The 15290-nt window shown below is 41.0% G+C and carries 12 protein-coding genes; 8 read left to right on the top strand and 4 right to left on the bottom strand.

Annotated elements, in window-relative coordinates; genetic code table 11:
- Positions 1-6 precede the first annotated feature (6 nt).
- Both tnpB and DRZ93_RS11820 read right to left on the bottom strand, forming a co-directional pair.
- Positions 7-345 carry an IS66 family insertion sequence element accessory protein TnpB gene (gene tnpB, locus DRZ93_RS11825; protein WP_113744302.1) on the bottom strand — a complete coding sequence of 113 codons (339 nt, stop codon included), beginning with the start codon at positions 343-345 and terminating at the stop codon, positions 7-9.
- Complete coding sequence (locus tag DRZ93_RS11820; protein WP_113744016.1) at positions 342-962, bottom strand: hypothetical protein; 621 nt, start codon at positions 960-962, stop codon at positions 342-344. The genes tnpB and DRZ93_RS11820 overlap by 4 nt, the downstream gene beginning before the upstream one ends.
- A 363-nt stretch (positions 963-1325) precedes the next feature.
- Here DRZ93_RS11820 and DRZ93_RS11815 point away from each other — a divergent pair, with 363 nt between their 5' ends.
- Positions 1326-3479, top strand: coding sequence for an IS1634 family transposase (locus DRZ93_RS11815; protein ID WP_113746664.1), 2154 nt, complete (start codon positions 1326-1328; stop codon positions 3477-3479).
- 155 nt (positions 3480-3634) lie between these two features.
- Here DRZ93_RS11815 and DRZ93_RS11810 read toward each other — a convergent pair whose 3' ends face one another.
- Positions 3635-4840, bottom strand: coding sequence for a heme biosynthesis HemY N-terminal domain-containing protein (locus tag DRZ93_RS11810; RefSeq protein WP_113743439.1), 1206 nt, complete (start codon positions 4838-4840; stop codon positions 3635-3637).
- 3 nt (positions 4841-4843) lie between these two features.
- Positions 4844-6295 (bottom strand): uroporphyrinogen-III C-methyltransferase, encoded by a 1452-nt coding sequence (locus DRZ93_RS11805; RefSeq protein ID WP_113746663.1) that lies wholly within the window; start codon positions 6293-6295, stop codon positions 4844-4846.
- Between the two features lie 264 nt (positions 6296-6559).
- On the opposite strand from DRZ93_RS11805, the gene DRZ93_RS11800 reads away from it, so the two are divergent.
- The 7 genes from DRZ93_RS11800 (at position 6560) to DRZ93_RS11770 (ending at position 15209) form a co-directional block, all read left to right on the top strand.
- On the top strand, positions 6560-9064 hold the full coding sequence (locus DRZ93_RS11800; protein ID WP_113746662.1) for a class I adenylate cyclase: 2505 nt from the start codon (positions 6560-6562) through the stop codon (positions 9062-9064).
- A 140-nt stretch (positions 9065-9204) separates the two neighbouring features.
- On the top strand, positions 9205-9324 hold the full coding sequence (gene lptM, locus DRZ93_RS14055; RefSeq protein ID WP_113743442.1) for an LPS translocon maturation chaperone LptM: 120 nt from the start codon (positions 9205-9207) through the stop codon (positions 9322-9324).
- 5 nt (positions 9325-9329) lie between these two features.
- On the top strand, positions 9330-10571 hold the full coding sequence (gene lysA, locus DRZ93_RS11790; RefSeq protein WP_113746661.1) for a diaminopimelate decarboxylase: 1242 nt from the start codon (positions 9330-9332) through the stop codon (positions 10569-10571).
- A 41-nt stretch (positions 10572-10612) separates the two neighbouring features.
- Positions 10613-11446: a diaminopimelate epimerase gene (gene dapF, locus DRZ93_RS11785; protein ID WP_146741121.1), complete on the top strand. Its 834-nt coding sequence runs from the start codon at positions 10613-10615 to the stop codon at positions 11444-11446.
- A 3-nt stretch (positions 11447-11449) separates the two neighbouring features.
- Complete coding sequence (locus DRZ93_RS11780) at positions 11450-12373, top strand: tyrosine recombinase XerC (RefSeq protein WP_113743444.1); 924 nt, start codon at positions 11450-11452, stop codon at positions 12371-12373.
- Complete coding sequence (locus DRZ93_RS11775; protein WP_113743445.1) at positions 12370-13095, top strand: HAD-IA family hydrolase; 726 nt, start codon at positions 12370-12372, stop codon at positions 13093-13095. The genes DRZ93_RS11780 and DRZ93_RS11775 overlap by 4 nt, the downstream gene beginning before the upstream one ends.
- Positions 13095-15209, top strand: coding sequence for an ATP-dependent helicase (locus tag DRZ93_RS11770; protein ID WP_113743446.1), 2115 nt, complete (start codon positions 13095-13097; stop codon positions 15207-15209). Before DRZ93_RS11775 ends, DRZ93_RS11770 begins: the two co-directional genes overlap by 1 nt.
- Positions 15210-15290 lie beyond the last annotated feature (81 nt).

Raw genomic sequence — 15290 nt, 5'->3', positions numbered from 1 at the left:
CTGTTGCTACCTCGAGGTAGTAACAGCACCAACACCTCGATTAAAGAGACAGGCCAGCTCCTCTCGGCTTAGAGTGAATACTGCTTTGCCATTTTCTATTCTGACCATAGGATATTTGGCCCTGTCCTCATCGAGTGCTGCCTCAAGCATCATCATCTGCCCCTGTCTGTAGTGCAGAGCTCTAAGGGCATTGCCATGTCTGTTGCGAAATATGACATAGCAGTCTTTATCCCTTATATTGATGCCAAGCAGAGCTGATGAATATGAGCTTAAAGATCTCATCCTCATACGCCAGTCTACAGGCGCAGAGCAATAATATATTTCCCCAGTTTCAAAAAATCTCATTTCAGTAACCCTCCGGTGCGCATCATAGTTACCACGTCACAAAAAAGTGAGGCTCCATCTTTATTTTTAATCCTAAAATCAAAAGATCCTATGCTTATCTCAAGAGATGCATCTGCTGTACTCTTATTAGTGCCTAGAGGGGCAGATTTAGAATCGCAGCATGCAATATAGCCATCCGATCCTGAACTCTCAGATGTAGCTGTAGTAATAACTGGCAGCCTGTTTTTTGGTTTCTTTATCATGTAGCTGTTAAAGTCTGAGTTATCTATAACAGTTACAGCCTGCGCCTTATTAATCTCATCCATATCTACTCCAAGATAAATACTAATGTACTCTTTTATAGCCTGCTCAAACTCTACAGGTCCTAGCAGACCTGCATACACAGCATCAGTTGTTTTAATAATGAACTCCTCATGCCTGTAATAGAGTTTATCCATCCAGGTTGGAGCCTTACCTACAGTGAAGAGCTTTTGATCTCTTAGATAGTTATAGAAACGGACTCTGACTATACGTTGCTTATTTCTCATGCATGAGACGCAGTACTCTATAAAGCGATGAAGAATAAAATATAGACAGTCTGGTCTTTTGCTGGTAGAACATCTGGTTTTAATTGTCATAAGTAACCCTCGCTTAATTATGTGCTTATAGTCTGCACCAATCAGCTTGGGTATTAAATAGAAGTTATAGGAAGGGAAAAGATCCTGAGTGGTGCACAGGATCAAAGCAAGATAAAAATTTGTTTATAGGGTAGAGACTATAATTTAAAGACAGATCTGCAGCTTTTCATCGGGCAATAAAAAAGCCCGCAATGCTAAGCATCTGTGCGGGCTTTTTTCCTGCGTTTAGCACTTAAGTAATATAAAAAATGTCTCCAGGCCCGAATGGGCCTTTTTTTGCGCCAAATTATATTTTTTTATCTACAACGCACCCCACATACCCTAAATATGATATAATAAGAACATAAAACGGCGGGGGTGCTTATGTATCTGACTAAAAGAACTAAAAATGGTGGGGTCTATCTGTATCTGGTAGAGAATTATAAAGATCCAGATTCAGGCAAACGTAAGGTCAGAACCATAAAAAGTTTCGGTAAACTTGAAAGTATCGACAGTGAGACTCTTTCAAAACTTGAAGCTCAATATGCACAGCCTGCACAAAAGAGCAGAGAGGAGCAAAAGAACCACATCAATAGATCGTTGACATCTATTACAGATATTGCCAACTCATTCGAGCAAAGCAATTTCAATAAAGCTAATCTGCTGCACTATTCAAATCTCATCATAAGACCAATATGGAAGCAGCTTAATCTTGACTACAAACTTAACTATCTACAAAAGCAATTTACTAAAATAACTTCCTACAAACTTTCTGACATCCTGTTCTATCTGGTGTGCAGAAAAATTACCAGTCCGTCATCCTACATTAACTCATTTACTGAGCAGAGCACTGTTTTAAATAATCCTATTGAAGGCATCTGTCAGGACAATATCTACGCAGCATTGGATTATTTCAATAAATTCTACAGAGAGCTTTTGCCATACGCAGTAAAGAAATCATATGCACAAAAAGACTATGAACCATGTAACAAAGATGGCGGTCCAAATATGATATTTTTCGACTGCACCAACTGCTACTTTGAAACTCCATATGACGATAGAGAGCAATTTACACACACGTTTATTAAGCAGAAAAAAGATGAGCTTATTGACAGTGGAGCAAGTGTTGAACAGATTGAGAAGTACCTTGACAGTGAAGAGTTTTTAGGAGAGCTGGATACTGCTATTAAAGATCATGAAGAAGAATTTATAAGAATGCGCGGCCCATCAAAAGAGGCACGTTTCAGTCAACCCCTTGTCTCAGTTTCTCTGGTAATAGATGAGCGAGGTGTTCCTATTGATTTTGCTGTATTTCCTGGCAATCACTCTGAATTTAAACAGGTTGCTCCTACTATTGAGAGACTCAAAGAGCAGTATAACGTACAGAACTGTTATTTTGTTGCAGACAGAGGCATTAACTCTACCTCCAATCTTGAGGAGATATTAAAGAAATCATTGGGGTTTATTGTTGCTCAGAAGATTACTGGACAGTCGAAAAAAGATACTGAGCAAATGTTGGATCCTAACGGCTGGAAGAGTTTTGATTTGACATCTGACAGCAAGATCAATTTTATTAAAGACGATATCGACAGAGGCTTTAAATATAAGGTTTGTAAAAAGGAAAAAAGCGCAAGGGTAGTGCTTGAAAATGGAACTGTTAAAACCATAAAGGTTAATTGCAATATTGTTTATACATTCTCTCCAAAACGTAGGGAAAAAGAGCTGCATGATATTGAAGAGGCAAAAATCAAGGCCCAACAAGCCATTGATGAAGGCAGACTTATGGGGAACCCGTCCGGCTCTGGCTGGCGCTGTCTGGTGAAAACACAAAAAGAAGTAACACAAAATAAAAAAGACAAGCAGCTTTATAAAGCCGTAGCTCTGAATCAGGATGTAATCGAAAACCGAATCAGGCTTGCAGGATATAGCGCGATTATTTATGAAGATCCAAAAAGTGTTAAAGAGAAAGGAGCTGAAATAAGTGATTGTGTAGTGCTTGGCGCCTATCACTCCTTAGTGCGTATTGAGGAATGTTTTAGAATAATGAAAAATAGCTTTGAGCTCAGACCTGTTTATGTCAAGCGTTATGAAAGAACTGTTGCTCATGTATTTATCTGTGTGTTATCACTGATGATTTTAAGACTGATGCAGATAAGACTCAGTGAGTATGGGGTACATATAACGATCAATCAGATCACATCAAATCTCAACAAGGCTATGGTTATGCCTTTGTGTCTTAGTAAAGAAGATACACTTTACATAAATTGCTTTGAAAATGCTGATATCTATACTCCTAAGTCTACAAGGCTATCAGCTCAGGATAATGACGTACTTGATGTAAAATCAGCCATTGACAATTACAACAACCAAAGGAAAAAAGAAGCCGATACTATAGATACCATTATAAAAGCTATGGGTCTTGAGCCTCTTAAATTAGTTAATTCTGAGTTTTATATAAAAAAGGCTCTAAAACTCCATCCTTCCGAAAATCTCATTTCTCAAGACAGACTTGCTTCGCTTCAGCTGGCACTAGCATAGAAAAAATTGGGGTGTGTTGTTTGAGTGAAGAAAAAAAATAAAATTCACTCAAACACTGATGCGTATGGGCTTTCTTTAAAAACAAAGTGCTAAACGCAGGTAAAAAAGCCCGCAATGCTAAGCATCTGTGCGGGCTTTTTTCTTTTTAATCTGTCTTATTTAGACTCAATCATAGGCAGTCTGTTGACAGAGGCATTGGCTTTGTTGGCAAGCGCAAACATCTCAGCTGCCTTGTCATACTGTTTCATCTGCGACATGATCTGACCTAAATTAAAGAAGATATCGGCACTCTTGCTGATCTCCAGGGCCTTTTCAAAATGCTGTTTGGCCTCATCTAAAAGACCTGCTTTAAGCTCAAGATTGCCTATAGCCTTTAGCAGAGGCACATTGACCTGACTTGCAATAAGGTTCTTGCTCTCAACATTGAGCAGAGCCTTTAAAACCTCAGGGATTGAAATTTCCCAGGTGGCAATGGTCTCAAGCAGATCAGCATCAAGATTGTGCTTGATAAGATCGATACACAGCTTCTTGGCACTGACTAAATCACCAAAGTCTATCTGTCTGTTCATGATAGCGCCAATGATGGCAGGCTTCTTGAGCAGCTGACGAGGTATATTGTGGGCAATGGCATCAAGCTCCTCGCGTGATGTTGCCTCTTTTAGCTTTTTGTCAATATAGCGTCTGTAGATATTGTTCTGCTCTTCCTTGCTTATGATCTCCTGCTTTAATAAGGTAGGGATCATGGAGATTAACTTATCGTAATCTTCAAGCACCAGATATGACTTGTAGTAAAGAGAGGTTACAGTACGTGAGCTGTAGCTGTCCTTTAAAGAATCAAGTGCCTCAATGGCAGCCTTTGCATTGTCAATTTTAAGATTTAAGCGGGCTCTTAAAATAGTGCAGGCGGCAGTGAGCTTTTTATCCTTTTTGATATTATCAAGAATAGCTGTGGTTTTGTCATAATAGCCAAGCTCAAAGGCACTCTTGGCCATAATAAGCAGGGTATTGTGACTTAGATTTTTCTCATTGCCAGCCTTTTTACATAAGGCATAGGCTCTTTCATATTCGCACTCTTCAAAAGCTATGCAGGCCTCGTTCTGAATGTTGGCAGAACGATTGGCAAAAAAGCGCTGGAAGAAGCGTGAAGTGCCGCCTGGCATCTTAAGACAGGCCAGGATCAGGCGGATTAGAATATAAAGAACAATAAATGAGGCAACGATTAAAATTACAGCTGTAGTAATTGATGTCTCAATGATATAGCCTGATGTGGCAATATGCACCAGTCCCTGTGAGTCAGCCATACGCGGACCTAGGACTATAGCCGCAATCAAAGCTAAAACAAAAATTATAAATTTAATCATAGTTTAGCCTCTGTTTGCCTGTCTTTTGTTGTAAATCTTGTCAAAAAGAATATAGCTTTGCAGTGTCTCTGGTAGATCAGGTTTGATTGATATTGCAATAAGCTTATCGAGCTCGGCTAGCATAGATACAGTAACCTGACTTTCAGCCTCAAAGTAGGTATTTACAAGATTTCTTGCAGTGTTCAGATTTTCCCTGAAGGACTGATCCTCCAGATTGGAGAGGTTAGACAGAGCCAGGGTGATGCGTGTCTTGATATTCTCACGAAGGAACTGATCCTGCTGCGGACTTAGAAATTCAGTTAGCTCTTCACCTGAACGGCGTCTTACCTCAATAAACTTTGAGGAGAACTCTTTGGCTGATGACAGAAGATTGGTTTTCCAGTCAGCCACATCACCGCTCTTTGCAACCTCCTGGGCCTTATCATCGCCCTTGGTGCTCATAAAGCCTTTGATGACAAGGTTGTTTACATTGTTAAACAGTGCATTAAGGGTAAATGACATACCGGCTCTGTCAACTTCCTTGATATTGGACAGGGCAATGATGTCTTTTGACATCTCTTTTCTAAGTTTGATGATATCTTTGTCCTGAATATTGGCAAGAAGACTGTCAGCCTCACGCAGGAACCACAGTGCACTCTTGACATCAGATGAGATCATGGCCTTGCTGAAAGCCTGCTTGCTCATAAAGTAGGCCTCAGCTATACGCCAGGCATATGGATCTCTGTCTTCATACTTATCAAGACGTGCAATAATTTGTTTTGATGCCTCAAGGCTCTGCTGCTGTGTCAGAGTTAAAGCCTCAACTCTGCTGCCAAGCTCTTTGTTCTGAGCGCTGAGATTGGCATTTAAGGCAGAGAGATTTAAATTCTGAGTCTTTAAATCATCAATCTGCTTCATATTGTTAACCAGAGTTACCTTGGCCTCATCAAGTGAAGAGCGCAGGCTATCAGTGGCAGTCAGCTGCATATTGATGCTGTTAATCTTATTGAAAAAATCATAGGACAGATAGCCAAAGGCTGCAGTTATAAGCATTAAGGAGCCAAAGATGACGCCTGTATAGCTCTTCTCCTTAACCACAGTACGTACCTCATACTGTGCGGCTGCAGGTACGCTCTGTACAACGGCAGGCTGAGCCTGAGGTTCTGCATCTGCACTCTGAGTTATCTTTTCAGGCTCTTTGACAGTATCTGTGTCATCCTTTTGAGTATTGTTTGCGCTATCTTGAATGGTAGCTCTGAGCTCGGCCTCCTGTTTGACAGCCTGCTCTGCTGCCTGTTCAAGAGATTTAACTTCCTGCTCAAGATCTTTTTGAACAGATGGAGTTTTCTCGTCCACTTTAGCTGCCACATTGCTATCTGCAGTATTTTCTTTATTCTTTAAATCCTCTTTAATATCTATAGTGATATTCTCAGATTTTGCTTTATCTTGTGTCTTTGCATTCTTAGAATTGGCCATCAGCTCACACCCAACATTCTTTTTGATAAAAATTTAAAAATTTATTTTAACATTTTAACCATTTAAAAAATCTTATCAAATTTATGTACTATGAAATATCTTAGCAAATGCGTGCAATGTCACAAATTTAATTAAGAAAATATAGCCTGTTATGATGTTAAAACTAAATAGAGTCCACATTTTAATACAGGAAATAAACCTCTCTAAGGTATGATATTATTACATTTTGTATGGTGGTAGGTTTAAGCAGGATAGGGCCTTCTTATGAATAAAGCGGAGGATGGGGCAGTAACAGTTCTAAAAGAGCGCTTTGAAAATTATATGCGCGTCAATAAAGAACGTATTACTGTAGCTTCTCGTATTTTAAGCAGCGCCTCGTTGCATATAATGGACATACTGCCATGTCTTTTGCACTTTAATCACCCAAAAATTCCCTGCTATGTACCAGGATCTGTGCCATGCGGTATAGACTGTTTTAAACCAAGCGCATCACAGCAAAGATATGTACTTGAGCAGACTCATGATGAGAACTTTTTTAAGAACAATACACAAAAGTGCAGTATCTATGGCCTCTTTGCCATGGGCTCAACCTCATCTATAGGACAGGGTGCCCGCTCTGATCTTGATGTTTGGGTCTGTGTCAAATCAGGTCTTGATGAGGAATCTTTATATCTTTTAAATCAAAAGTGCAAATTCATCTCAACCCTGGCTAAGGCTCTTGATGTAGATGTTAATTTATTTGTAACGCCTGAGGACAGATTTACAAGAGGCATTCATGACTGCCTTGATAATGACAACTGCGGCTCGGCACAGAACCTGCTGCTTTTAGATGAATTCTACCGCTCAGCCATTTATTTGGCAGGCAGATATCTTATTTGGTATATGATTTCCTCAGATCAGGAAAGAGAAGATTATACGGCATCTGTGCAAAAGGCTTATGATTCAGGCGCCTTTAATAAAGATGAATGGTTTGATTTTGGCCCTGTAACCATTACGCAGCCTGCTGAATACTTTGGCTCTGCTCTGTGGCTTTTATACAAGGGTATTGACTCGCCTTTCAAGGCCACCGTCAAGATTCTGCTGATGGAGAGTTATTCTGCTGACTTTCCAAGCACCAGACTTTTATGCACCGTCTTTAAGGACAATCTGCACAAAGGTTGTGGTTTTGGACTTGATCTTGACCCTTATTATCTTATGTACCGCAAAGTTGCAGAGTATCTGATACGTAAAAACGATCTGCAGCGATTGCTCCTTGTGCGCATGTGCTTTTACCTTAAAATCTATGAGGGTTTAAACGGTATCAGCTCAGGTCGTGTGCTGCACATTAAAAAGGAGCTTTTAAAATCATTCAGAGACAAGTGGCAGTGGGGCTATGCGCGCACCGAGCTTGTAGAAAGCTCTGATAGCTGGAAGATATATTTTGTACAAAAGCTTTATGATATTCTCTTTAGATCTCTTATTAAAAGCTATCGTGAACTTTTAAGTTTCAGCGTAAGACAGGGCATTGAGTACGCCATCACCTCTGATGATGCCGGCATTCTGTCAAGAAAGCTCTTTGTGGCCTTCGACCGCTATGAAGGCAAGATAAATGTACTGGCCTCTGATTTTACCAAATCCCTTGAAGAGGCTAATTTAACCTTTTTGTGCCCATCGCGCGGCTCACTGTGCAAACCAGGCTGGCATGTCTTTCCAGCTCCGGCCAATTCTGTAGCAATGCTTGAGACCAATGTGGCCTATATACATGAAAAAATAAGCTCGTGTATTGCCTGGTCATGTTTCAATGGCCTTTTAACCTCTAACACGCAGGTTGATGTTGCAGGAAACGCAGGTGACGTATCACCAAAGAAGATAAAAAGCCTTGCCTATGATATAAAGCACTATCTTATGAGCCGCAGACACAGAGCCAATGATCTGCAGCTGCAAAGACCAAGGGAGATAAGAGCCTGTCTTGTTATTTTAAATTTTGAGCAGGATGAGACCTCTTATGCCACCAGGGTCTCGTCACCTGATCTTAATATGGGCTCTTCTTTGTGCTATGGACGTAACAGAAACTGTCTTGTAGGCTCTATAGATCTTATACTTATCAACAGCTGGGGTGAACTGCGCTCTATTCCTCTGCCATCTGGTGAGGAGGGTGTGGTCAAACTTATTGTCACTTTAATTCTGCTCTCAAGAATTTCGGCCTTTAAAAAGTCAGGACAGATTACAGATATTGTCAGGGTCTGCTGTTATGCAGGAGAGCACAGAGATTTAATACGCTTTGATGTTGAGAGTCTGATTCGCCGAGTCTTTATGTTGCAGGATAAGGACAATGACGGTGAGGGGTATTCCTTTGATGTGGGTATTAACACCTATCTTGCCAAAAACAGCGGTGAGCGCGGCATAAGAGTGTCACGCTATGCAGGCTTTTCAGGTGAAGATCTTGATGTTTATATAACATCAGACTTTGCCATGCGCCCTGAGTTCTTTTTACAGGTGCCACCTATTGTAGAGCGCTTTTCAACTCTGGGTATCATGCAGTACTTCTTTGTGCCAGAGATCAATCGTGCCTGGCGCATTATCATAGTTAATGAGCACAATGAGGTGGAAATCTACAAGCACTATGTAGGTTCAAGATCGGTTCTGGTAAATGCCATAAACCGTTTTTATATCAAGCAGACTGAAGATCACAAGGATACTGATTATATGCATTTCAATCTGCCTCAGTACTTTGTTCTAAGTCAGGATCTAAAACATATACACCCATTTACCATTAACATTGATGCATAATAGTGCAAAATTATAATAATAAAGGTTTTGCTTAAAGTTATTTGTAGAAAAATGCATTTAATTTGTGCATTATACTGTTAGATAATAAAATATTTGAGTTTATATATAAAAGTATTTTATTTTACGCAAAGGAAAAGTGTATGGCACGATTATTGAAATATACTGCCTTGTTATTGTTAGTTTTTGGCGTCAGCGCCTGCGGTATTAAATCAGATCTGTATTTACCTCAGGATTCTGCGTCAACCCAACAGTCAGAGTAGATAATATGGATTTTTTTAATTATAAAGAGAATGAACTGTATGCTGAGGACATGTCTGTTGCAAAGCTTGCAGAAGAATTTGGCACGCCTTTGTATATCTACTCAAAGGCTACATTGGAACGTCATATGAAGGCCTTCTTTGATGCTCTTTCAGGACATGAGCATCTTATATGCTATGCAGTAAAGGCCAATTCCAATCTGGCTATTTTAAATCTTATGGCTAAGATGGGTTCAGGTTTTGATGTGGTGTCAGAAGGAGAGCTGCGTCGTGTCATTGCAGCAGGAGGCGATCCCAAAAAGGTTATTTTCTCAGGGGTTGGCAAGACAAGATCTGAAATAGCCTTTGCTCTTGAGCAGGATATTTTATGTCTGAACATTGAGTCAGAAAGTGAAGTTGATGTTATATCAGAGGTAGCAGGCTCACTTGGTAAGGTTGCAAAGGTGGCCCTGCGCGTCAATCCTAATGTGGATGCTAAGACCCATCCTAGCATTTCAACCGGCCTTAAGAACAACAAGTTTGGTATTGCCTTTGACAGAGCCTTTGAGGTTTATAAAAAAATTGCTTCTGACAAGAATCTAAAGGTCAGTGGCATTGACTGCCACATAGGCTCACAGATGACATCAGGCGCTCCAATTTTAGAGGCAACAGATCGCATTTTAGATCTGTACAACAGATTGACCGAAGAGGGCATCTGCATTGATCATATTGATATAGGCGGCGGTCTTGGTGTGACCTATTCAGATGAGACTCCTCCGTCACCTTATGAGTATATATCTGCAGTAACAGCAAAACTTGCTCATACCAATGTGGCTATCTATGTTGAGCCAGGCAGAGCAATGGTGGCCAATGCCGGTATTTTAGTCACTCAGGTTTTATACAAGAAATTTACCGAGAACAAGAATTTTGCCATTGTTGATGCGGGTATGAACGATCTTATACGTCCTGCTCTTTATAATTCATGGATGAATATTATTGAAGTGCACAAGAGACGTGATGATGTTAAAACCTATGATGTGGTTGGACCGGTCTGTGAAAGTGATGATTTTCTGGGTCATGACAGAAAGCTGTGCATAGAAGAGGGTGAACTGCTTACAGTACGCGGCGCAGGTGCCTATGGTGCCTCCATGTCCTCAAACTACAATTCACGACCTCTTATCAAAGAAGTTTTGATAGCAGGCGACAAGGCTCATGTTATAAGAGAAAGACAGAGCATTGAACAGATGTGGATGAATGAAAAAATGATTTAGTTAAAAATGCCACTTAGTGGCATTTTTTTAAGGAGTCAAACATGATGCTTAAATTCACCAAGATGCACGGTCTTGGTAATGATTTTATGGTGGTGGACGGCGTCAGACAGAAAATTTATTTTAGTGCCGAGCTTATTAAAAAGCTCTCAGACAGACATTTTGGTATAGGCTTTGATCAGCTGCTTTTAGTAGAGCCTCCATACAGTCCAGAGATCGATTTTCACTACAGAATCTTTAATGCCGACGGCTCTGAGGTGCAGATGTGCGGCAACGGCGCCCGCTGTTTTGCGCGTTTTGTAAGAGAGCAGGGTCTTATCAATAAAAAGGATATCAAGGTAAGTACCATATCAGGCGTGCTGCATCTTAAAATCACTGATGACAACAATGTAACAGTCAATATGGGAAGGCCATCCTTTGAGCCTGAGACTTTACCTTTTATTGCAGATAAGTGCAGCAAATCATATACAATAGATACCATAGGGGCAGGTGCCATTGAAATTGGCTGTGTGTCCATGGGTAATCCACACATGGTCATGCAGGTTGATGATGTGCAGAAGGCACCTGTTGAGACCTTAGGTCCCGAGCTTGAGTCACACAGATTATTTCCAGAGCGCGTCAATGTGGGCTTTAGTGAAAAGCTCGATGATCACAAAATAGCTCTGCGTGTGTTTGAGCGTGGCTGCGGCGAGACCTTTGCCTGCGGCTCTGGAGCCTGTGCCGCTGCTGTGGTAGGTATTGCCCAGGGTATTGTCAAATCACCAGTTACAGTCTGCCTTAAAGGTGGCGATCTTAAGATTGACTGGGATGGCAAGAGTGGCCCTGTACTTATGACAGGTCCTGCAACCACAGTATATGAGGGTGTAATAGAGATCTGATATATGGATTTTAAAGAGCAAGCTGATAGTTTTTTATCCTACATTGAAAATGAAAAGCGCTATAGCAGTCATACTGTAGCTTCATATGCACGCGTACTTGGCAAGGTTATTAAAATTGCCAGTGACAACAGCTTTGAGGCTCAGGGTTTTGATGCTTTGAGTGAAAGCGAAATGCGCATTATTCTCAAGGAACTCAATTTTGATGAACGTGCAGAAAGGCTTAATAACAATACCATTGCCCATGATGTATATGTACTATCCTCGCTTTTTAAATATTTAATCCGCCATCAGGGTCTTGAACACAATCCTATAGATGCCATAAAGGCACCTAAGTCTAAAAGATCACTGCCACGAGTTTTAAGTACCACAGAGATTGAGGCTTTAATTAATGCCTGCAACAGTGGCACCATACAGGATATAAGAGACAAGGCTGTAATAGAGCTTTTATTTTCATCAGGTCTGCGTGTATCTGAAGCTGTAGGTCTTGATATAAACTCAATTGACACTGTACGTGAGGAAGTTAAGGTTCGAGGCAAGGGCAATAAAGAGCGTATAGTTCCTCTTGGCTCATTTGCGCTAAAAGCTATAGATGAGTACATGAGTATAAGATATCTTTTTGAGCCCAAGGACAATGCTCTTTTTTTAAATAAGTTTGGCTCTAGAATAAGCACAAGAGCCATTGAGCAGAGCCTGGCCAAGAAGGCCGCTCTGTGCGGTATGAGCGGCAAGGTCAGTCCGCATAAGCTACGCCACTCATTTGCCACAGAACTTTTAGGTCATGGGGCCGACTTAAGAGCTGTGCAGGAAATGTTAGGACATGCATCGCTAGCTGCCACGCAGATTTATACACATGTCAATTTTGCCAAGCTCAAAGAGGTGTACTCCAAAGCACACCCACGGTCACTAAAGGATGGTGATGAAACATGATTTTCTATAAAAGACTTCCCAGGCTCAAGGCACTATCCTTTGATCTAGATGATACAGTCTATGACAATGTTCCTGCTATACACAAGGCAGAGGTGGATTTTTGTCTCTACCTTCAGCAAAAATATGATCTGCCTGCATTTACAGCATCACAGTCGTTCTGGGCTGAGAGCAAGGCTCAGGTTTTAAAGCTTGACAGATCTCTTGAGGGTGATGTGACATTGTGCAGGGCTAAAGCTCTGCAGCATGGTTTTTTAAAGCTTGGTGTACCTCTATCCTCATTTGATGAGGCCCTTGAACTTGTCAATCATTTTATCTTTATGCGCAGCTCAAATATCAAAGTGGATATAGATGTGATAGAGCTTCTGCGCAGGCTAAAGGAACGCTATGTGCTAGTTGCCATATCAAATGGCAATGTAGATACCAGAATTCTGCAGTTAGATGAGATTTTTGAGTTTGATTTAAGACCAAAGCATGGTCAGTGGCGGCAAAAGCCCTACAGCGATCTTTTTGATGAGTTTTTGCAAAGGTATAAGTTAAAGCCATCTGAGGTTTTGCATGTTGGCGATGATCCTGTAACCGATGTTTTAGGCTCGGTACAGGCCGGTTTTAACAGTGCCTGTATCTATAAGGGCTACGCTGGTAAATCGCATGGTTTTGACTATTACAGAGCTTTGCCTCACGTTGTGTTGAAAGATGTTTTTGAGCTTAGGGAGCTATTATAGTGAGTGTGCCAAAGGGGCTTGTAGAGAGCCTGAATGAAGAACAGCTTGAGTGTGTTACAGCACCTTTGGGCAATATGCTTATCTTAGCAGGAGCAGGTACAGGTAAAACCCGTGTGCTTGTAAGCCGTATAGCCTATCTGCTTGAGGTTGAGATGATACAGTCAAGGCAAATTATGGCTCTGACATTTACCAACAAGGCTGCAGGTGAGTTAAAAGAAAGGGTACACAAGGCTATAGTCAACAGCGATATTAAAAATCTGTGGGTTGGAACCTTTCACAGTATCTGCCTTAAAATATTGCGCAACTATGCCCATCTTGCAGGAATTTCAGCTAATTTTACTGTGATAAACCGTGAAGAGCAGGAGCGCCTTATAAAGGGAATAATAAAAAGCTCTGAGCGCTATACTGATGATGAGGTATTCAAACCAGCCCACGTGTCATGGCAGATAAGTTCCTGGAAGGATGACGCCATGCGCCCTGACAGACTGCAAAGTGCGTTGCTTACAGGCAAGTATGGCTTTTTGCACTCTGATGAGCAGACACAGGATCTTATTGATATATACAGAAGATATGAGCAGATCTGCAAAGAGCAGAGCATTGTCGATTTTTCTGAAATCATTTTAAAAACGGTTGAAATTATTGAAGATAATGCTGATGTCATGATGCTGCTGCATCGCCGCTTTAAAGAGATACTTGTAGATGAGTTTCAGGATACATCTGCCCTGCAGTACAAACTTATAAGACTGCTGTGTGCTCCAAGTTCACATGTAACTCTAGTTGGTGATGATGATCAGTCCATCTACAGCTGGAGAGGCGCCGATATAAATAATATAAGACGCTTTGTGGATAATTATCCGGATGTGGCAGTTAAAAAATTAAGTTTAAACTACAGATCATCAAATCAGATCCTTGAGATGGCCAATGTACTTATTGCCAATAATGAATACAGATTTGAAAGTAAGGTTTTATCTGGATTTAAAGGTGACGGCTCTAAAATTGGCATTTATAAGTGTCAGGATGAGTGGGAGGAGGCCAGAACTGTAGTTGCTCTTATCTCAAAATATGTAAGCAAGGATAATATGTCCTTATCTGACATTACTGTGCTTTACAGAAACAACAGTCAGTCGCGTATTTTAGAGCAGGCTCTGATGTCAAACGGTATTCCTTTTGTAGTCTATGGAGGCCTGCGCTTTTTTGAGCGTGAAGAGATTTTAAATGTCATAGCTTATTTAAAGCTTGCCTTAAATGCCATGGATGACAATGCATTAACCCGCATTATCAATGTGCCGTCACGCAAAATAGGTCCTGTTGTTGTGGGCAAATTAAGAGCCATTGCCAAAGAGCGCGGCTGTTCTTTGTATGAGGCCTGCAAAGTTATTGTAAACTGCGTAAAAGAAGATGCCAGACTATATAAGGATTTAAAGACACTTGCCAAAAAGATTGAGCCTTTTGTAGATCTTATAGAGCGCCTTAAGGTTGATCTTGACAGCTCACTGCGCACTGGCGTTGATAATCTTTTAACATCAAGCGGTCTTATTGACTACTACAGACAAAAGGATGAAAAGGATAAAAAGGGCGCCGCTGACAATCAAAAGCACAAGAACCTTGAGGAATTTGCTATCTATGTGGAGGAGTTTGAGAAAACTCAGTACAGTGAGCACAAAGAGGAGTATATCAATTTAGATGGTACTCCTATATCGCCTCTTTTGGCCTTAATCTCTAATATATCACTGGTGGCCACAGGCGATCTTGATGAAAAGGGGCGTGAAAGTGCAGGACTTAATGGTGGCTCGGTATGCCTTATGACCATGCATGCCTCCAAGGGGCTTGAATTTAAAACTGTCTTTATCATAGGTTTTGAGAAAAACATAATTCCTACAAGACATGCTGTGGCAGAGGACAATATAGATGAGGAGCGACGCCTGGCCTATGTTGCCATAACCAGAGCCAAAGACAGGCTTAATATAAGTTATGCCACAACAAGACGCGCCTTTGTTGATGGCTATGTGGCCCAGGCTCCTGCAGGGGCCAGTCTCTTTTTGCATGAGGTTGTTGACACATACAAAGAGAAAGGTACAGCCAAACCCTATCAGATGTACAGGCTTGACGGATAATGGCATCAGGCCTGCAGATGCCATATATGATAGGAGTTTTTATTATTGATATGCTGTTTTGTGCGTGTTATAATCGCACAG

Source organism: Anaerobiospirillum thomasii, assembly GCF_900445255.1.
Taxonomy (GTDB): Bacteria; Pseudomonadota; Gammaproteobacteria; order Enterobacterales; family Succinivibrionaceae; genus Anaerobiospirillum_A; species Anaerobiospirillum_A thomasii.
Note: the sequence above shows the minus strand (reverse complement) of the source record. Positions and strands in the feature narration are given on the sequence as shown.